Source organism: Paenibacillus sp. PastM-3 (assembly GCF_029893965.1).
GTDB lineage: Bacteria > Bacillota > Bacilli > Paenibacillales > Paenibacillaceae > Paenibacillus_AQ.
Window position 1 is genome coordinate 389,044 of record NZ_JARXXP010000001.1, and the last position, 18,933, is coordinate 407,976.

Annotated in this window: 18 protein-coding genes and 1 pseudogene; 1 reads left to right on the top strand and 18 read right to left on the bottom strand. The window is 49.5% G+C overall.

Annotated features, from left to right (window positions below; all coding sequences use genetic code 11):
* Positions 1 to 37 precede the first annotated feature (37 nt).
* The 9 genes from M2108_RS01780 to M2108_RS01820 all read right to left on the bottom strand — a co-directional run bounded on the left by M2108_RS01780 (position 38) and on the right by M2108_RS01820 (position 7,987).
* A complete protein-coding gene (locus tag M2108_RS01780) occupies positions 38 to 322 on the bottom strand; it encodes a hypothetical protein (protein WP_277467623.1) in 285 nt (94 codons plus the stop codon).
* 117 nt (positions 323 to 439) lie between these two features.
* Positions 440 to 799 (bottom strand): monovalent cation/H(+) antiporter subunit G, encoded by a 360-nt coding sequence (gene mnhG, locus M2108_RS01785; protein WP_277467620.1) that lies wholly within the window; start codon positions 797 to 799, stop codon positions 440 to 442.
* Positions 789 to 1,082 (bottom strand): Na(+)/H(+) antiporter subunit F1, encoded by a 294-nt coding sequence (locus M2108_RS01790; RefSeq protein WP_277467619.1) that lies wholly within the window; start codon positions 1,080 to 1,082, stop codon positions 789 to 791. The genes mnhG and M2108_RS01790 overlap by 11 nt, the downstream gene beginning before the upstream one ends.
* Positions 1,082 to 1,564 carry a Na+/H+ antiporter subunit E gene (locus tag M2108_RS01795; RefSeq protein WP_277467618.1) on the bottom strand — a complete coding sequence of 161 codons (483 nt, stop codon included), beginning with the start codon at positions 1,562 to 1,564 and terminating at the stop codon, positions 1,082 to 1,084. Before M2108_RS01795 ends, M2108_RS01790 begins: the two co-directional genes overlap by 1 nt.
* A 5-nt stretch (positions 1,565 to 1,569) precedes the next feature.
* The gene (locus tag M2108_RS01800; protein ID WP_277467616.1) at positions 1,570 to 3,048 is read right to left on the bottom strand and encodes a Na+/H+ antiporter subunit D; all 1,479 of its coding nucleotides are present in this window, start codon (positions 3,046 to 3,048) and stop codon (positions 1,570 to 1,572) included.
* Positions 3,045 to 3,377, bottom strand: a complete 333-nt coding sequence (locus tag M2108_RS01805) for a Na(+)/H(+) antiporter subunit C (RefSeq protein ID WP_277467615.1) — start codon at positions 3,375 to 3,377, stop codon at positions 3,045 to 3,047. The genes M2108_RS01800 and M2108_RS01805 overlap by 4 nt, the downstream gene beginning before the upstream one ends.
* Positions 3,365 to 6,229, bottom strand: coding sequence for a Na+/H+ antiporter subunit A (locus M2108_RS01810; protein WP_277467614.1), 2,865 nt, complete (start codon positions 6,227 to 6,229; stop codon positions 3,365 to 3,367). Before M2108_RS01810 ends, M2108_RS01805 begins: the two co-directional genes overlap by 13 nt.
* A 36-nt stretch (positions 6,230 to 6,265) precedes the next feature.
* The gene (locus M2108_RS01815) at positions 6,266 to 6,898 is read right to left on the bottom strand and encodes a universal stress protein (RefSeq protein ID WP_277467613.1); all 633 of its coding nucleotides are present in this window, start codon (positions 6,896 to 6,898) and stop codon (positions 6,266 to 6,268) included.
* Between the two features lie 168 nt (positions 6,899 to 7,066).
* Positions 7,067 to 7,987 (bottom strand): methyl-accepting chemotaxis protein, encoded by a 921-nt coding sequence (locus tag M2108_RS01820; protein ID WP_346780529.1) that lies wholly within the window; start codon positions 7,985 to 7,987, stop codon positions 7,067 to 7,069.
* A 183-nt stretch (positions 7,988 to 8,170) separates the two neighbouring features.
* Between M2108_RS01820 and M2108_RS01825 the strand changes: the two are divergent.
* A pseudogene (locus M2108_RS01825) lies at positions 8,171 to 8,293 on the top strand (methyltransferase domain-containing protein); the annotation flags it as partial.
* A gap of 67 nt (positions 8,294 to 8,360) precedes the next feature.
* Here M2108_RS01825 and deoD read toward each other — a convergent pair.
* From deoD to M2108_RS01870, 9 genes are all read right to left on the bottom strand, one after another.
* The gene (deoD, locus tag M2108_RS01830; protein ID WP_277467612.1) at positions 8,361 to 9,080 is read right to left on the bottom strand and encodes a purine-nucleoside phosphorylase; all 720 of its coding nucleotides are present in this window, start codon (positions 9,078 to 9,080) and stop codon (positions 8,361 to 8,363) included.
* A gap of 88 nt (positions 9,081 to 9,168) precedes the next feature.
* Entirely contained in the window at positions 9,169 to 10,644 is a 1,476-nt protein-coding gene (locus M2108_RS01835) for a right-handed parallel beta-helix repeat-containing protein (protein WP_277467611.1), read from the bottom strand.
* 71 nt (positions 10,645 to 10,715) lie between these two features.
* Positions 10,716 to 11,525, bottom strand: a complete 810-nt coding sequence (locus M2108_RS01840) for an AAA family ATPase (RefSeq protein WP_277467609.1) — start codon at positions 11,523 to 11,525, stop codon at positions 10,716 to 10,718.
* 19 nt (positions 11,526 to 11,544) lie between these two features.
* Positions 11,545 to 11,940 (bottom strand): DMT family transporter, encoded by a 396-nt coding sequence (locus tag M2108_RS01845; protein ID WP_277467608.1) that lies wholly within the window; start codon positions 11,938 to 11,940, stop codon positions 11,545 to 11,547.
* Positions 11,941 to 12,451: 511 nt separating this feature from the next.
* The gene (locus tag M2108_RS01850) at positions 12,452 to 13,303 is read right to left on the bottom strand and encodes a hypothetical protein (protein ID WP_277467605.1); all 852 of its coding nucleotides are present in this window, start codon (positions 13,301 to 13,303) and stop codon (positions 12,452 to 12,454) included.
* 156 nt (positions 13,304 to 13,459) lie between these two features.
* A complete protein-coding gene (nagZ, locus tag M2108_RS01855) occupies positions 13,460 to 15,073 on the bottom strand; it encodes a beta-N-acetylhexosaminidase (RefSeq protein WP_277467603.1) in 1,614 nt (537 codons plus the stop codon).
* 29 nt (positions 15,074 to 15,102) lie between these two features.
* Positions 15,103 to 16,653 carry a glycoside hydrolase family 3 N-terminal domain-containing protein gene (locus M2108_RS01860; protein ID WP_277467602.1) on the bottom strand — a complete coding sequence of 517 codons (1,551 nt, stop codon included), beginning with the start codon at positions 16,651 to 16,653 and terminating at the stop codon, positions 15,103 to 15,105.
* Positions 16,650 to 17,951, bottom strand: a complete 1,302-nt coding sequence (locus M2108_RS01865) for a 6-phospho-beta-glucosidase (RefSeq protein WP_277467601.1) — start codon at positions 17,949 to 17,951, stop codon at positions 16,650 to 16,652. Before M2108_RS01865 ends, M2108_RS01860 begins: the two co-directional genes overlap by 4 nt.
* Entirely contained in the window at positions 17,936 to 18,928 is a 993-nt protein-coding gene (locus M2108_RS01870) for an N-acetylglucosamine kinase (RefSeq protein ID WP_277467599.1), read from the bottom strand. Before M2108_RS01870 ends, M2108_RS01865 begins: the two co-directional genes overlap by 16 nt.
* Between the last annotated feature and the right edge of the window lie 5 nt (positions 18,929 to 18,933).

Here is an 18,933-nt window from a genome sequence, read left to right on the forward strand (position 1 = left end):
GCAGTAGAGCTTCATGCAAATAAACGGCTACAGTTCCTTAAAAGGACTGCAGCCGTTTTTTTACCTCAGAGATAAAGAATTCAGCATCTGATTCTATGGTGTACGCATAGACCCCGTGCTTTGTATGCAAATAGAGTACGCCATGGCCTTGTCGGAGGTCTTTGAATGATATATCAAAAATCTCGTCAATTGGAAACTCGCGGTAAGCCGAAACAATCCGGTTTGAATAAAGACATAACGAGCGCCTGTGGATGATTATCTCGAGATTGTCTGCAGTGACGATCCGTTCTACTTTATAATAAGGCTGGGTGGCAATAATCAAGCATATCCCTCCTAGCTGCCGGATGCGGACTTCAAGAGATAGTCCTACCCGATGTTCTCGTGATTCTCCCCAAATACGCGGCTCCCCGCTTTTCAAAAGGAACTCTGCTGCTTGATATTATTTTGCAGGCTTATCCTGGCTCGTTTCGACTTTGGGAAGGTACTCATTTTGAACGCTACCCTTCCACAATGGAACGCCCGAACGGTAGGCAGCCCGGCCATTCAAATGGCCTGCCACCGGCGAAGTAATGAAAACGAACAAGATGGCGAGCAGCAGCTTTATGCTGACCGTTCCGTCTTTAAACCAAAAATACAGAAATCCGCCACCAAGCAAACACAATACACCGAAGGTTGCACTTTTGGTAGCAGCATGCGAGCGCAGATAAACATCGGGCAGCCGGACTAATCCGAAAGCGCTGATGCCGCAGAAAACAGCGCCAATCACCACCAGAACCGAGCTGAACAATTCACCTGTCATGCCTTCTCTCCCCTTCCTCTACAACGACACCCCGTTCAATATATCTGGCGAGTGCAGTTGTTCCTATAAACGTCAGAATACCGATAACCAGAATAACCTCCAGAAAGTCCTGAGTATTCAGCAGCATACAAAGGACGGTTATCATAGCCAGTACATCAATCCCGATCGTATCCAGTGCAGCAACCCTGTCTGAACGGGTAGGCCCTTTCAAAAGACGGAACAGGCAGGCCAGCATCGCCAAGCCCAGAATGACCAATGACGCAGTTAACAGCGCGGATACCATCAGCGGGTCACCTCCAATATCACTTGTTCAAAATTGTCTCTAATCTGCTTGGCCATCACCTCTGCATCTTTAATATCAATGGCGTGAATGTATAATGTTTTGCCATCGGCAGATACATCAAGGGTTAGCGTTCCCGGGGTCAAGCAAATCAGGCAGGACAGCAGCGTGACTTCCCATTCCGAGGTTAAGGCAGTCTCATAAGCAAATATACCGGGACGAATGGCCAGCTTCGGACGAAGAATATGACCGATCACCACAAAATTGGAAATGGTCAATTCACGGATAAAGATCAGCAGAAGCTTCGTTATGGACCATAGACGTCTAATATAGAACGGCCGGGTCTGTGGTCTGGATTTCCTGAATAACAGCAACAATACTATACCGAGCAAATAACCAATAATGAAACTGGAGCCAGTGTTATTGTTATTTATCGCCATCCACAGAAAAGCAATTAACAGGTTAAACAAGAATTGTAAAGCCATCTCATCTACTCCTTCATCATTACGGCTTGAATGTACTCTGCAGGTGAGGCCAGAACATCACCGGCCTGCGATACAAAGGCATATAGAGGATCTGCCCCGATTCCCATCGCAATGACAAGCACCAGCAGTCCGGCAGCAACAGCCGTAGCCCCTTTTAAGCTGACTGCGGGCCGTTTAATCCCTGGTTCATTTCCCCAGAATGCCAGCCTGAAAACCTTGATTAAGGAATACAGCACCATAAAGCTTGATCCGAGGCCTACAAGTGCCAGCGTCAGCATACCGGCATCCAAAGCCCCGCGGATAATTAACAGCTTGCCGGCAAAACCGCTTAGCGGCGGAATACCGACCAGGGCAAGAGCCAGTATAAAGAACATCCAGCCAAGGAGCGGATATTTCTTAATCATGCCACCCATACCGCTTAACTGGTCTGTTCCCGCTGCGGTTATAATCAGCCCGCCAAGGATGAACAAGAGCGCTTTAGCCAGTATGTCGTGAAGCAGATAGAAGACAGCTCCGTCCAGCGCATCCTGCGTTCCGGCAGCAAGCCCAAAGGCCACAAAACCTACACTGATAATAACATTGTAATTAAAAATCCGCGGGATGTCCTTGTAAGCAACTGCCCCGAGACTCCCCAGAATCATGGTAGCCGCTGCCATCCAGGCGATCAGGTTATGAGTAAGGTCCATATCGTTTACAAACAGCAGCGTAAATGTGCGGATGATCGCATATAGTCCCACTTTCGTCAGCAGGGCACCAAATAATGCTCTGATCGCCGGCGGAGGTGCGCTGTACGATCCCGGAAGCCAAAAGAACAGAAACAGCCCGGCTTTCAGGGAAAACACAATTAAAAATAATACGGATATAACGTTAATTACGCCGCCTTGACCGGCTTCAGAAATACGCTGGGACAAATGCGCCATGTTGAGCGTTCCTGCTGCAGCATAGAGATAGGCTACTGCCGCTACAAACAAGGTTGAGGATACAATATTGATTAGCAGGTATTTGGACGTTTCCCTTAGCTGAAGCTTGGTCCCTCCCAGCGAAATGAGCGCATAAGAGGAAATCAGCATGACCTCAAAGAAGACAAACAGATTGAAAATATCTCCTGTGAGGAACGAACCGTATACCCCCACCAGCAGGAAATGAAAAAACGTATAGTAATAATACTTTTCCCGCTTCTCTTCAATGCTGCTGAAGGAATAGAGCAATATGGCTAAGCTGGCGAGCGAAGCCATCATCACAAGTAATAAAGCGAACATATCCCCTACGAATATAATGCCGTAAGGAGGAGCCCAGCCCCCCATCTGTAAGGTCAGGATGCCGTCAGCATGTACACGAGTAACCAGAAGCATTGTAACAAGGATCGTAAGCAGACCGCTAACCACACTAATCCCACGCTGAAGGCGTATCTTCTCTTTGAAAAAAATCAGTATAACCGCTGTACTCAAGGGAATTAGAATCGGCAGCACCAGCATATTGTTCATTCCTTTACCTCCTTGATACTGTCGATATCATCAGTACCCAGGGACTGATAAGAACGGTAAGCAAGTACGAAATAAAAGGCCGTTACCCCAAAGCTGATCACTATAGAGGTCAGGATCAGAGCCTGCGGCAGAGGATCAACATAAGTATCCTCTTTTCCCAGTACGGGAGCTGCCCCCTTTTTGAGTCCGGCCATGGTCAGAAGCAGCAGATGTACACCATGCGTCAGCAGGGAAGTTCCCAGTACGATTCGCAGCAGCGTTTTTGACAAAATCAGATAGACTCCTATAGTAAAGAGAATTCCTATGGCCAGTGCCATTACGAGTTCCATCGTTTATCCCCTCCGATCGTTAAGATAATGTTCATCGCCACGCCTACCACTGCCAGATAGACGCCGAGGTCAAATAGAACGGCAGTCGCCAGTTCGACATCCCCAAGAATTGGCAGATGGAAATGGCCGAATGCATGACTTAGAAAAGGAGCGCCAAAAAGGAATGAGCCTGAGGCCGTCAGAATTGCCAGCAGGAGTCCGGCTGCAGTAAGCAACCGGTAATTCACAGGAAATGCCTTGCGGACTTGATCCATGCCAAAAGCAATCGTCATCAGTACAAGCGCAGCCGAAGTCATAAGTGCCCCGATGAATCCTCCTCCCGGATGGTTATGTCCGGCAAAAAACAGGTAAAAAGAGAAAACCAGAATAATAATGATAATCCCCTTGGACATTGTCTTCAGGATGACATCGTTACTCCGTAATGGAACTGCCAGGCGGGCGTCCCCCTGCCGTTGCTGCATGTGATCCTCTTCCATCCTCAGATTAATCAAACCGTAGATGCCCAGCGAAGCGATACCAAGAACCATGATTTCAAACAGAGTATCAAATCCGCGGAAATCTACAAGGATGACATTGACAACATTTTTCCCTCCTGCTAGGTTATAGCTTTCCTTTAAGAAAAACTCGGAGATAGGTTCGAATGGACTGCTGCCCATTGCCGCCAATGCAACCAGCGTTACCGTGACACCGACACCTAAAGCAATAATCAGATTTGGCAGTTTAAAGCTTACTCTTTCCTTCTGCTGTTTCAGCTTGGGCAAATACCGGAAACATAACAGGAACAGGATCACCGACACGGTTTCAATAATCATTTGGGTGAGTGCAAGATCCGGTGCCCGGAAAAGAACAAACAGCAGTGTCACCATGTATCCGACTCCGCCGGTAAACAGAATGGCGTTGACCCGTGACTTGGCAAAAGGAACCGCAAAGGCTGCCATAAGCATTACTGCGATAACGGCCAATTCGTAAAAAGACAAATCCGCATATTGTGCCATGCCAAAGCTGATTCCCGGTTCCCGCAGGAGGACAGCAAGCAGAGAGATAATGATAAAGCTGAAGATATACAGCAGGTAATGACGGTTGGAGCCTGTCATATATGCATTAGTAATTCGTCTTGATCCCATTTCCAATAGCTGGAGCGATGCATCATACACCCTGTTAAGGGTATTACGTCCTCTGGTTTCGCGGTCCAGCACCCGTAACCGGGTATAGCCTTTATACAGCAGCAAGCCGGCAGCTATAACACCAAGAGTCATGAAGATCTCCGGTGTCCAGCCATGCCAGAAATGAATCGAAACCTCAAAGGCTACCTCAGGAGCGAGAAGCCCGGTGTGAATGGATGCCATTGCCGGTTCGATAAGCGTGACAGCGACCAGGTCCGGAAAAAAGGCGAGGACAAGTGTTAAAGAAACAAGAATCACCGGGGACAATAAAAGACCAAGCGGTGCTTCATGCGGAACTTTGTCCAGCTTCTCTTTTTGAAGCTTCCCGCCAAAGGTTTTGAAGACGAGAATCATGCTGTATACAAAGGTGAACACGCTGGCGAGCCAGGCAATTACAGCAAAGAGCTGCAACCAGAATCCCGCGTTCAGAATATCAAACTCACGGATATTCAGTACGGATGTAAAGAACATTTCTTTACTGAGAAATCCGCTGAACGGCGGCAATCCTGCCATGGAGAACGCCCCCATCAGGGCAACAGAGAAGGTAACCGGCATGAGAGACATGAGTCCGCCAAGTTTGCGGAGATCCCGGGTCCCCGACTCATGGTCAATGATGCCAACCACCATGAACAGACTGCCCTTGAACACGGCGTGATTGATCAGGTGAAAAAGGGCGGCTGAAGTTGCCATTGTATAAAAAAGCGCATCCTGCTTCCCGGCAAAAAAGCCGGCTGCAGAGCCGAACCCAAGCAATGACATGATCAACCCCAGCTGGCTGATCGTCGAGTATGCCAGCAAGGCTTTGAGATCTGTCTGCCGTATAGCTTTAAATGACCCATAGATAAGGGTAAGCAGTCCAGTTACAGACACCAGCCAGAACCACTCCGATTGTCCCGCAAAAATAGGCGTAAGCCGGGCCACAAGGTAAATTCCTGCTTTGACCATTGTCGCAGAATGAAGATATGCACTTACCGGAGTCGGAGCTTCCATGGCGTCCGGCAGCCAGATATGAAAAGGAAACTGGGCGGATTTCGTAAAGGCTCCCAGCAGAATGAGCAGCATGGCGGGAATAAACATTGCGTTATCTGTCAAGGTCCCCGCGAGTCCGATTATCTCCCGGATACTGTAAGTGCCAGTCATAACATACAGCAGATTAAATCCGGCAAACATGGCCAGCCCGCCGAACACCGTGATCAGCATAGATTTCACTGCACCATAACCGGAGCGTTCCCGGCCGTACCAGAAGGCAATGAGTAAAAATGAAGATATGCTAGTGAGTTCCCAGAACCCGTATAGGATGATCAGATTATCTGACAGCACAACACCCAGCATTGCACCCATAAACATAAGCAGATACACATAAAACCGCCGGATCCCCTCGGTCTGTTTATCCAGATAATAAATGGAGTACAGAACAACAAGGGCCCCCATCCCGGTAATCAGCAGGACAAATATCAGGCTGAGGCCATCCAGAATCAGGGTAATATCGACGCCAAAGGACGGCATCCAGGCGATCGTGTTGATAATAGGCTCTCCCGCTCTGACCGCTGTAATCTTCAACAGGAAATACAGGAACAGAACCACCGGAAGAGGCAGTACAATCCATCCCGGATGGAACCGCGTAGTTTGTCTAATTAATAGCATTAATACTGACAGCAAAAATGGAAGCAGAATCACAATGTGCAGCACGGCTTAGTACCCCTTTCTATTCCTCATCTATTGTTCTCACTGGGGCTTAACCCATTCATTTTGTACGATTTTCAGGTATTGTGCCTCTCCATTGTTCACAATTTTAAAGAGACCCGTATTAAAATCGGTATCAAATTCCCGGAAGAAGGTGCCTTTCGTTACTTCGCTGCCGGCGGGCTCTTCCATAAGAACGTAACGGTCACCTTTCTTGACCAGATACGCAGTAAATCCGCGTTCATGCGTTTGCTCGAGCAACTCGGGATATCGCTGAACTGCAACAATATGCAGATCAATCGTGCCGACCAGCTCCATCAAATCATTGATAAAGCTGCCGCGCGTAATCTCCTGCCACCGGGTTTGACTTGACTGTCCCAGCACAATTTGGGTCACTTTGTTCTCCCGGGCGGTTTCTACGATAACCTGTGCTGTCTTTTTGCCGTGGCATTTGCGGTACAGGAATAGTCCCCCGGCATCCTTCGTCTGCTTCTCCCAGCCTGAAAGATACAGCTGGTTCTCCGGGTTGTATTCATTCTCTCCGGTGGAGTCAACAGTAAGGACAACAAGTGGAGCCTGAAGCTTCCTGGCCAGCTCGCTTCCTCTTTGAATTAACCGCTGTCCATGCGGGCCATAATGCACACAGACCATAATACTCTCCTTGATCATCTCCATTCGAAACCCTCCTCAAGTAAATTATTTCCATAAAAAGACACAAAAAGAGCCCGCTGTTGGCAGGCTCCTCCGGTTAAAGCGATATACAATTGGTTTTATTATATAGTCCTCATGAGAGAAAGTAAAGAAAACTTATCTATTGCGCCGGCAGCTGATTACAATGAAAGACTACACAATTTCACTTACGTGTCTTGCCTTGGCATCAAGCAACTGGGCAGAGGCACCGATAGCAGTAAAATCATTTAAGGCCACCTCTATCTGCTGCTGGTTGTGTTTAAGATATGTTTCCACTTTATTTGTTCCCTCGGAAATGTTCTTAATCTCTTTGGTTATCCCTTCAATACTTTCCCTAATCTCATTAATGGAGTTTGCAACCCTAACGGACAATTTCCTTACTTCCTTGGCCACAACGTCAAAACCGCGGCCATATTCACCTGCATGTGCAGCTTCAATTGCGGCATTCAGTGCAAGAAGCTGAGTCTGGGAGGCAATTTCGCGAATCGTTCCAACCACCGCTTGAATCGAACCAGCCTTTTCCTGTAAATGAGTCAATGTTGCACTGTTGTGGGCTGAGACTTCTGAAATGTTCGTGAAGCTGGACAGCAATTCACGACTACGTTCTATACCGATTTCAGAATGCTCATTCAGAGCATGAGACATCGTTTTTAATTCTTGCGCCATTGACGAAATATTATTCTGGCGGCTGGTAATGTCTGTAGCAATTTTGGCAACCCCGATGATCTTCTGATTAGCTCCATCATAGACAGGCATATAGGTAGCCTCTAGCCATACAGTATTTCCGTTTTTTGCCTTGCGTTCAATTTTGTTCTGGAAACTTACCCCACTGAAAATGTTGCTCCAAAACAATTCATAATCACGGCTGTTTACAAATTCGTCGAAGCACAATTCCCGATGCTGCATTCCCAGCATTTCATCTGCTTCGTACCCCATCGTATGCGCAAATAAATCATTTACGTATTTTACCCGCCGATCCAGATCAAATCGTATGATTGCGAGATTGTTTTCCATAGACTTAACAACCAGCTCATCCATAACAGTATCTTTCTTTTCCAAGGCTATCAATGACAATTAAATTCCCCCACAATCTATCTAAGTAATAAGTCTTACTTTATGTATGGATGTAACGTTTCACACTATAATTATGTAACATTTTATTGTACTTTTGAAACATTGTATGACTAAAGAATCGGTTTTTATTAGGTCTATAGTATTATGATGTAAAAACCCACCAGGACAAACAATTATATGGCATGCGGCTTACCCGAGGATTATTTTGACATCATATATTCGGTTTATGCTATTGGCTGGACTACTGATCTGGAAGGTGCCTTCGCCAGGATCGCTTCTTATCTGAATAAAGACGGCGTATTCATAGCTTGCTTTTTGCGCACAAAAAAACCCGTAATCATAATGATTGCGGGTTTTCAGGTTCAAATGGAATCTAAGCCAGCTCTAGTGCAATTTCCATCATTTTGGTGAAGGAAGTCTGGCGTTCTTCAGAGGTTGTTTCCTCTGCGCGGAAAATGTGGTCACTGATCGTCAGGATGCACAGGGCGTTAACGCCGGCTTGGGCAGCATTTAAGTACAGCGCTGCTGCTTCCATCTCAATACAAAGAACCCCCATATCCTTCCACTTTGCTGCGGCAGACTTGTCCGCATTATAGAAAGTGTCGCTGGTCAGAATATTGCCGATATGAACCTTCTGTCCCTGTGCATCAGCCGTTTTCTTGGCCTTTTCTAACAATTCATAGGAAGCAGTAACGGCATATTGTCCCGGCAGATTAAATTGGGATGCGTAGTTTGAGTTGGTCGATGCCCCCATCCCAAAGACGATGTCATACAGATTCAGGTTGTCCTGTAACGCACCGGCCGAGCCGATACGGATCAGGTTCTTAACACCGAATACATTGATTAACTCCCATGAATAAATACCGATACTCGGAACGCCCATCCCTGTACCCATTACAGAGATTTTTTTGCCTTTATAGGTCCCGGTATATCCGAGCATTCCACGGACTTCGTTGAATTGTACCGGATTCTCCAGATAGGTCTCGGCAATAAATTTTGCACGCAGCGGATCTCCCGGCAGTAGAATCGTCTCGGCAATTTCTGCTCCATTTGGCTTGATGTGCGGGGTTTCTTTAAATTGGGAAGAACTCATACATGCACAACTCCTTCAATAATTTCGTTAGTTTGCAATCAATGAATTATAGCCAGAACACCAGTAATTTGCAAACAAAAAACAGTAATTAATCCGTTTTTGCGCCGGGTGAGTCTCCATTTACATCCGGCGAATCCGGCTCCAAACGGAAATCGTCCCGGCTGGCGTCCGCAAACTTCGGATCAGCGAACCTGGAGCCCTGGTCATTCCCCGTTCCGCGCTGGTAGGCGCTGAAGCCGGTAAATTCCCTCTTTTTCCAAACCCAGACGGCTTCGTCCGCTTCTGCTTCTGCAAAATAAAGATTATTGTCAATTGTATTATCTATATTACTTGTGTAATCATTGCTCATTAGAACACCGGTATCGCCGGCTACGATGATATTGCCGCTAATGACATTTCTGCTCAAATTAGCCTGCAGGTACAATTGCCCGTTGCCGCCGCCCAGCAGATCATTCTGGTAAAGGGTGTTGGACACCACCTGACTGTCACTTGTGCCTCCACGCTCTTCGTCATAACCGCCCATGGCTATGCCGGTCAACCGGTTGCGGTAGACCAGGTTATCCCGGACGGTTATATTACTGGTGAGCTTTCCCTTATGCTCGGATGCAAGCTCTATACCGATGTCATTATCGTATACGCGGTTCTGCTCGACAAGAATGGACCTGCCCCCATCTATGTATATTCCGCCAGCTGAATAGCTGTTATTAGGTAAGGAAGCACCATATGACGGATTATTATTGGAAGATATGCCGGATACAATATTCCCTCTGACCGTTCCGTTCCGCGCCTGGTCTACTGCATCGTCACCTGCTGTTCCCTCATACCCGATGATATCGATCCCGATGTTGTCATTGTCATGAACCCTGTTGTCGGTTATTTCAAAAGTGTCCACATTGCCGTTCACGACCAGTGCCTCGCTTGAACCGAGCACCAGATCGTACACCTCGTTGCCGTCAATCTTAAGCTCACCAAGCGGCTCATCCGCTTCTGTCCCATATACGGCAATGCCGTGGGCATCTCTGCCGGAAAGGTCCTCTCCTGCAGGTGTGGCTGTATTCGCAATAGAGTGAATACGGTTGTTAAGCAGTGAAATATATTTTCCGGACCCGTGTACATAAATGGCGACAGGAACTTCGTCTCTCGCCGCTGTTTGGTAGTTGCGGATTTCGAGTCCCTGAATCGTCACATAGCTGGCATGATCGATTTCAACGAGTCCCTCTAGTCCGTCAACAGACAGACCTTCACCGTCCAAAACGGCTGCTTCTCCTGGATAGCCTGAGAAAGTGACAGGTCCGGCTGTCTCCGATCCACCCTCCGTGATATGCAGCTTCTGGTTATACACCCCGGCCCTGATATAGATATAGCTTCCCGGAACAGCATGGTCTGCAGCATACTGAAGGGTCTCCCAAGGGGAATCTATGGTTCCGGGGTTATGGTCATCCCCGCCGACAGCTACATAGTAGGCGTTGGCTTCGTCCGGCAGCGTCTCCTTCGGGACAGATGAGCACCCGCACAGGAGAAGCACACCGAGCAAGATAGCGGGCCGCAGGGTGTTTAGAGACATCTCTGCACTCCTTTCTTTTCTAAAGTTATAGAAGCCCGGCCGGACACAAAAAATCCCGCAATCGGACGCATTCATTCAAACCAGTGCTTATGCTTGTCAAAAAAACGGTGGAAAAACCGTACATTATCCAGCTCGTACCATTCGGCCGTTTGCAGCGGATTAGCATCCAGATTGTAGATTTTAGCCTGCAGCGTGCCTAAAACAAACGGAGAATGCGTAGCAATAATAAACTGGCTGTCCAAATAACGGGCCAGCTCGTTGATCTGTTCGGCCAGCTTGATCTGATTAGCGGGAGAAAGTGACGTTTCCGGCTCGTCCAGCAGATACAATTGACCGGGCAGCAAACATTCCTCAAAAAATTGCATTGAGGTTTCCCCGTTTGAGTATTTTTCCTGGGAGAATTGGATGTTCTTCACCTTCTGCTGAAACGCATATGAACCTTCATATTGCTCCGCCTCCGTCTTGCTCATCCCGTTCTTCTTCTTCTCATGCATTAACCCTTCGCGCAGAACGGAGGCCTGCTGTATCTTCTTGATCTCATACAAAATATCCTCGGATTTTATATAACGGCTTCCTTCCGGAAGCTGCTGCAATTCCCGCTCCTGCTTGTCATAGCCAAGCTGGCAGCTGCTCAAATCAAGGAATTCCTTAACAAACAGGCTGTAACCATAGCTTGTCATCGGCTCAGCCCCCGAAATTCCCAGCTTGTTGGCAATGACATTGAGGAGGGTGGATTTACCGCTGCCGTTATTGCCGTACAACACGGTTACCTTGTCAAACAATAAAACCTCCCCGGCCTTATGCTTGAAGACATGATCGGGGTAAATGTTAGGATTTCGGCTGATATGATCAGACAGCTTGAAGCTCCTCAGATAGATCATTGCTGTGCTCCTTTTATCATTATTTTGCCTGGGTAAGTTTTGTACGAAAATACAGAGCGATGCCTGCCACCGTGAACATTCCTCCTGATAGCTGCGCGGCGGACAGAGTTTCACCCAGAACCAGATAAGTGAGAATGATAGCAAACACCGGTTCGCCGATCACACCCACGGATACTGTGGTTGCGCCGTTCGACTTCAGCAGCAGATTAAACAGAAAATGCCTGAAGAGCGTCGGTATAACAGCAAGCAGGACAAAATAAGTCCAGTCAGCAGGTCGGTAGCCTGTCAACTGTAGTTTACTGGCCAGCACGTAGACAAGCAGCACACTTCCTCCCAGAAAAAACACAATCACACTGTACAGATTGGAGGGGATCTTGCTGCTTACAACTTGGCCGGCGAGCATGTAAAGGGCCATGGAAACCGTCCCCAGCAGAGAAAGCGTATCCCCTATTAAGGCGCCTCACTTGAGACACCGATGTCACCCAGGGGATAATCAGTGACCCTGCACACAGCTTGCTACAGAAGTATACGACAGTGACTCCATCCTGAACAAAAAGTGCAAGCCGAGAAAAAAGCCAGCCGTACAGACAATTATCCAGTCTTTTCGCCGCATGGGCAAGCACCCTAAGTTTCTCCAGGGTATAAAGGCAGCATTAGTAGCACAGTTATCCAGAGCCTGTACATCCCAGCTACCTCAGGCCGGCGATGATCAACAACGTTACCCTGGCGGACGGTGACCGGAGTGATTTCGGACATGAAAAAACGGAATGATTGCTTTGTACAAGCAGTCATTCCGTTCTCTTATGATTCTATTATGTAAAAATAGTTAATAATCTACTCCATGATTTAACGGGGTTATAACAGGTGCTGAAAGATTGGGGTTTACCGCCTGCTGCCGGTCTTCTGCAAAAGCAGATGCACTAAAACTACTGATAATTGCCGCTGTAAATAAGACGCAAAGAAATGTCTTTTTCATCTTCTAACATCGCCTCCAGTATCGTTTTTAACTGCATTTTGAACGATTGCTCTTGTTCCTCAGAAGCATAATGTCTAAAGCACTCAAATAAGGCTACCATTTTTTTGAATGCTCTATTATCTCCAAGTGTACTACATACTGCCAAAGCTTCCAAGTTCTTTTGTACTGCAAAATAGTAATTTTCCCTTTTGTACTCATAGAGTGAGTATAAGTACAAATATTCTGTATAGTATCTTACTCTTGCTATGTTGCTGCTCTCCTGCAAAACGATTAAGTCATCCTGCAGTTCGTTTAACACCCAATCTATGTTGAAGTTGTTTTTGAGTGCTGCTTCAAATACAGTAATCATCCCGGCAAATATTTCGTTATTATTGTGCTTCAGATATGTAATGTAACCGGGAAGTTGGCTCTCCTTCCCCTCCAGCAAATCCAAGGTAAACGAGTTTCCAACTGCATATTTCTGGAAGTCTTCTATTATGTATTTGTCTTTTTCGGCTTGTCCTTTGAAACAGGATAGATCCTCGTATTTGCTGATACACATCCTGGCCTCTTCATATCTTCTTAATTTCTGAAGAGCAATCCCCTTACACAATTGCGAGTAACCTAAGTAATAAATCAAAGGTCTTGATGATAAAAAAGTATATTCTTCCTTCTCAAATAAAAGATATTTATTTAATGCTATTTCATAGAGCCTGTCTGCAATGCGGATCATGGGCTGCCAATCATCATTAGAAAAAGTAAGCTTCAACATTTGCGCTAACGCGTCGACGTCATCAAGGTTTGCCAAGTCTAATTCGACCATTCGATCCCCTCTCCTTATCTTCCAAATAAAACCATTATAAAGCTATAATTTCCTGTGGTCAATTAATTGAATGGTCAAATTGTGAAAGATTTAAGAGCAGCCCGAAGGCTGCTCTTAACCGCCCGGCAGCGCAAAGAATCCGTCTCTGCTGATCAATCAGCCGGTAATTCCTGCCCCGTAAGCAAATGCTCCAACCGTTACCGGAAGTACACCGCGGGTGAAGCTTTGTCCTGCCAGCACCTTGGCCACAGATTGCATCGCCAGAGGTTTGTTCTCATAAGAAGCGATATAGGTACGTATACCGGATACAGCGGTAAAATCATACGGGTTACGCACTGCCACAACGATCAGCCTGCTTCCTGTCCGTGCTGTAAGCTCCTGCAGAATCTGGCGTTGACCGGGCGAAAAATCAGCGTTGTAGGTCGCTGCCACAATCTGAGTAAAAGAGCGGCTCTCCTCCAGCACCAATGCGATCTCCTCAGCCGAAGGGTCAACGTCAATGATCCGCTCACTGACATTGCCGAAATAGGGCTTGAGCGCGTTACCGAGGGTTATCTCCTCCTGCAGTGCTTCGATCACTTCATGATTGACCCGGACCTCCGGCCAGATCACATAGATATCATCAGCATCTTCCAGCGGAAGCTGGCCGTCGTCACATAATAAGGTAATGCTCTGTTCGCTGAGTGAACGCGCTGTATCCAGAGATCCTTCGGAAGCCAAACGCTGCTGTATCTCTGCGAAGGCTTTCGGCTCTGTCTTGGTAATCCCCCGCTTTGCTTTGAGCTGGGCCAGCCGTTGCACTGATGCATCGATTCGCTCCTCAGAAATCTCTCCCCGCATAACCGCCTGTATTACAGCTTCTATTGCTTCTACCTGCCAGTTAAATGTATGACTGACCAGGATCAGATCGGCCCCGGCTTTCACCGCCTGTACGGCTCCCGGTCCCACTCCGACGGTCTGTGAGATCGCATTCATCTCCAGACAGTCGGTTACAATAACGCCATCGAAGTTAAGCTCCCTGCGCAGCAGTCCTGTTAGAATATTCTCTGAAAGCGTGGCTGGTATAACCTCGTCTTCATAAGCCTTGAACACGACATGTGCAGTCATGACTGCATCGACACCTGCTTGAATGATCTGCTGAAATGGAAGTAATTCAATCGCTGCCAGGCGTTCACGGTTGTGGCTGATTGCAGGAAGCGCCAGATGGGAATCCGTATCCGTATCCCCGTGTCCCGGAAAATGCTTGATCGTCGCCGCCACGCCCGCTTCCTGATAGCCTGCTGCGGCTGCGCTGCCCATTTCGCTGACCAGCAGCGGGGATTCGCCGTAGGAACGCACGCCAATGACAGGGTTGGCCGGATTGTTGTTCACATCGACACATGGCGCAAAGTTCATATTAATCCCCAGATGGCGCAGCTCTGCTCCGGCAATTGCCGCAGCCTGCCGGACTCCTTCCGGATTGCGGGTCGCCCCCAGTGCCATATTGCCGGGCATCAGCGTGACCCCGTCCTCAATCCGGGCAACCATGCCCCCTTCCTGATCGATGGCGATCAGCAGGGGCTCGGCTGCAGCCCGCTGCAGCGCCGCTGAACAGGCATAAACCTGCTCAACAGTTCCTATATTGCGCCGGAAATAGATAATGCCGCCAATGCGATATTCCTGAATCAGTGTCAAAATATCCTTGTTCGGGGATGTGTCCATAAATCCGCACATGAACATCTGTCCGACCTTATGGCGGATACGAAGCGTTTGGTCTTTTGCAGCATCCATTGATGAGCTACAGCTCCTTTGTTCTCGGGTTATAGTGTTGTTCCATTTGTCAGGACATCGGCCAGCGACTCCAACGAATAAAAAGAGGTTCCGCAGACCAGGATGACAGACGCAGAGGACGGCAACCGTCCAGCGTCATACGGATTGCGGAGAACGGCGGCAATTAGCGGCTTTTTGCGGTTAATGGCTCCGGCCAAATCCAGCTGTCCGCTGAAAATATGGGCATTCCAGGTGCCAAAGATGACTGTGTCGTATTCCTCAAGCCCGGCTATGATCTCATTAATCATACCGGAAGCAGGATTGTTGTGAATATACTGAACTGAAAGATTAAATCCCCGGTCTGCCAGAAGCGCCCCCAGCTCAAGCTCCTTGCTGTCAGTGTTATCCGCCAGGGTTAACCTCTCCGGCTGCGGCAGCAGCAGCAGGTACCGCAGCTCTGGGGAGAGCGGCAGCTGCTGCCGGGGATCGCGCTGCAGCTTCACTGTTGCGCGGGTCAGCTCAGCTGTCCTGCTGTCCCACTCTGCACGCGGCACCGGAGACGCGTGCCTGCTGTGCAGCTGCATTCGCTCCTGAAGCCGGTCAATCCGCTGCAGAGATTCATCAATTCTGGCCTCGGCTATCCGGCCTTTGTGGACTGCATCCCCAATCCCCCGGATGACCCGGTTCTGGAATTCAGGCGTATGACACATCAGGAGCATGTCATTGCCGGCAGTGACGGCCAGCTCGCCGATCAGCTCCGGCTCAAAGGTGTTCCGGATAGCTCCCATCTCTACATCATCTGTGCAGATGATACCCTGGAAACCCAGCTCATTACGCAGCAGGTCTGTAACAAAGTAAGGACTTAGAGAGGCCGGGAGGCCTACAGCCTGCGGGATTTCCGGGAAGACGATATGCGCCATCATGATTGCGTCGCAGTCTGCGGCTATGGCAGCCTTGAACGGAATAAGAGGTCCGCTCTTTAGCTCCTCCAGGGTCAGCCCGCATGCCGGAAGCTCGAGATGTGAATCGCCATCCACCTGTCCGTGGCCGGGAAAATGCTTGGCAGTAACGGCTATGCCTGCTTCATGCATCCCCTTGATAAATGCGGTGCCAAGCTCTGCTACCATAGCCGGCTCTTCACCATAAGAGCGGACACCGACTACGGGATTCAAGATATTCGTATTCACATCCAGCACCGGTGCCCAGCTCATCGGGATGCCCAGTGCGGCCAGCTGGCTGCCGATGAGTCGGCCCTGCAGAAAGGCGGCTGCGGGATCTCTGGTCAGGCCAACCGCCCGGTTGCCCGGCACATGCGGGTAAAACGCCTTGAGGTTGGCTAGGCTTCCCCCCTCTTCATCAATAGAGAGATAGTAGAGGGAACCAAGCCCCAGCCTCCCGGCAGTGTCTTTCATACCCCGGATAAGACAGCGCAGCTGGTCTTCGTGCTCTATGTTGTGCGGAAATAACCCCATTCCGCCCGCAGGCAAGGCTTTAAGCCTTACCTCAGTCTGCAGGTCTGCTTGCTTGGCTGGCAGACCGGTGACGCACATCCGGGCAATTTTTTGTTCCAGTGTCAGGGATGCTGTTCCGGATGGTTTCATGTATAGAACCCTGGAAGATACGCCTTATTCTGCTCCAGCATCTCATCCAGCATCGCCTCTGCAGCATTGACTGAAGGCACGAGCGGATGATGGGCAAGCGCCAGCAAGGCGGTAGCGCGGCTTCCGCTGACAGCAGCTTCAATGGCCAGCCCTTCATAGGTTTTGACCGCATGAATCAGACCCTTGGCCGCTTCCGGTACGACAGTAACCGGCATGGCAACTGGTCCATTCTTATGCACTTTGCAATTGACCTCAATGCAGGCATCGTCCGGAAGGAATCCGAGAATGCCCTGATTAGGTACATTCAGAGTCTGAATATCACCGGAATCATTATAGAGCGAATTCATCAGCCGGACTGCGGCTTCTGAATAATAGGCTCCACCCCGCTGCTCCAGCTGCTTCGGCTTTTCGGCCAGCTCCTCGTCCTTGTACAGCTCGAACAGCTCATCCTCAAGGCGCTGCACGGTTTCGGCCCGTGTCTCTCCCCGGGCTGCAGCTTCCTGCTGCTCCGCCAGAATTTCGCGGTGCAGATAGAAATACTTCAGATAATAGGAAGGAATCGCCTTAAGCGCTGACAGCAGCGTCGCATTCCAATCATACTGCGGAACATTGCGGGCAGAATAGCCGTCCCGGTTCGCCAGCAGCTCAGGCAGCTTGGATTCCCCGTCAATAGTAATGGTGCTGATCCAGTGCAAATGGTTCAGGCCGGCAAATTCACAGTATATCCGCTCAATCGGCACCTGGTACAGCTCCGACAGCCACTTATAGGCGGCTATAGGAGAATTGCACAGGCCGATGGATTTGATGCGGGAATGCTTGTGAATGGCTTCGGTTACCATACCTGCGGGATTCGTAAAGTTAAGCAACCAGGCATCCGGACAGAGCTGCTCCATGTCCCTGGCGACTTCCAGCAGTACCGGAATGGTGCGCAGCGCCTTCATCATCCCTCCCGGGCCGGTCGTTTCCTGACCGATCATCCCGTATTTCAGCGGAATGGTCTCATCCCAGCCGCGGGCTTCGAGCCTGCCGACACGCATCTGCGTAGTGACAAAGCTGGCATCCGTAAGTGCCGAGCACCGGTCCAGAGTGAGACTAAGCTCAATCGGCAGCCCGGATCTGGCAATCATCCGCCGGGCCAGCTCCCCGACGATGGACAGCTTGTGAAAGCCCTCCTGTATATCAACGAGAACAATTTCTGTTACCGGAAAAGTAGCGTAGTTCAGGATGAACCCCTCAATTAATTCCGGAGTATAGGAGGAGCCTCCCCCGATTACCGCCACTTTCAGTCGCTCTGCCATACTGCATTCGCCGCCTTTACGGATAAGGTATGTTGTAACTGCTCATAGACCGCTTCCTCCACCTGAATCCCTGATTTCTCCATTGCTATTAGCAGCGCTCCTGCTACCGGCTCTTGTGTCAGCATTTGCAGGGTACAGCCGGGAGCAACAAGGGATACTGTCTCTGCAATATAAGGGACTACATACCTACTCTCCCCGCGGGTCAAAATGCTGCCGGCCAGCACCAGATCGAAGGTCTCCTTCTGCATACCGAGCCTGCTGATCACCGCACTGGCTGCAAGCCCCAGCTCCTCTCCTTGCTTTTGCAGAATATTACGCGCGGTTTCATCCACTGCAGCGACCTCGAAGATCAGCTTGGCGATCTCATGCGGTACACGCAGTCCGTGATCGAGATAATAATGAAACATCGCTTCTTCAGAAGCGTAGCCAAGTTTGCCCAAGACTGCCTGGGCCAGCCGGGTAGGCCGGCCGCGTCCTTCCCAGGCGCGGATCACGCTGCGGAAGGCTTCCACTGCCAGATCCGAGCCTCCGCCGAAATCGCCGAACGTATACCCGAAGCCGCCAACCTGCAGCTCCTGCCCGCTGCGGTTGATACCGTAGCAGTTGGTTCCGGTCCCGCAGATCACCACGGCGCCGTAGGACTGCCGGGTCCCGGCCCGAAGGCCGATAACGGTATCGCATACGATAGAATGGGGTTCCAAGCCCATTCCCGCTATCATCGGACGCAGAATTTTAAAGTCAGCTTCCCGGTCAGCTCCAGCGAGTCCGAATACTGAATAGGTGACTTGCTCTTTGCGGAGGCCCGCTTGGAGGAGAGCTTCATCCACCGCTTCCCGGATGTTGACCTCGGCCCTTGCGGCCCCTGTCTGATGGTTACCGCATCCGCTTGCGCCGCGTCCGGCAATCCGGCCCGCGGCATCGGATATGACGGCCAGTGTTTTGCTGCCTCCGCCGTCAACGCCCAAGTAATAGTTCACAGTCT

Coding starts and splice junctions, on each gene's coding strand:
- M2108_RS01790 (WP_277467619.1), bottom strand. CDS start 1,082: ATGGTATCCGCGCTGTTAACTGCGTCATTGGTCATTCTGGGCTTGGCG.
- M2108_RS01865 (WP_277467601.1), bottom strand. CDS start 17,951: ATGGCAGAGCGACTGAAAGTGGCGGTAATCGGGGGAGGCTCCTCCTAT.
- M2108_RS01840 (WP_277467609.1), bottom strand. CDS start 11,525: ATGATCTATCTGAGGAGCTTCAAGCTGTCTGATCATATCAGCCGAAAT.
- deoD (WP_277467612.1), bottom strand. CDS start 9,080: ATGAGTTCTTCCCAATTTAAAGAAACCCCGCACATCAAGCCAAATGGA.
- nagZ (WP_277467603.1), bottom strand. CDS start 15,073: ATGGATGCTGCAAAAGACCAAACGCTTCGTATCCGCCATAAGGTCGGA.
- M2108_RS01795 (WP_277467618.1), bottom strand. CDS start 1,564: ATGGCTTTACAATTCTTGTTTAACCTGTTAATTGCTTTTCTGTGGATG.
- M2108_RS01860 (WP_277467602.1), bottom strand. CDS start 16,653: ATGAAACCATCCGGAACAGCATCCCTGACACTGGAACAAAAAATTGCC.
- M2108_RS01805 (WP_277467615.1), bottom strand. CDS start 3,377: ATGGAACTCGTAATGGCACTGGCCATAGGAATTCTCTTTACTATAGGA.
- M2108_RS01845 (WP_277467608.1), bottom strand. CDS start 11,940: ATGGCCCTTTACATGCTCGCCGGCCAAGTTGTAAGCAGCAAGATCCCC.
- M2108_RS01835 (WP_277467611.1), bottom strand. CDS start 10,644: ATGTCTCTAAACACCCTGCGGCCCGCTATCTTGCTCGGTGTGCTTCTC.
- M2108_RS01850 (WP_277467605.1), bottom strand. CDS start 13,303: ATGGTCGAATTAGACTTGGCAAACCTTGATGACGTCGACGCGTTAGCG.
- M2108_RS01800 (WP_277467616.1), bottom strand. CDS start 3,048: ATGAACAATATGCTGGTGCTGCCGATTCTAATTCCCTTGAGTACAGCG.
- M2108_RS01815 (WP_277467613.1), bottom strand. CDS start 6,898: ATGGAGATGATCAAGGAGAGTATTATGGTCTGTGTGCATTATGGCCCG.
- mnhG (WP_277467620.1), bottom strand. CDS start 799: ATGACAGGTGAATTGTTCAGCTCGGTTCTGGTGGTGATTGGCGCTGTT.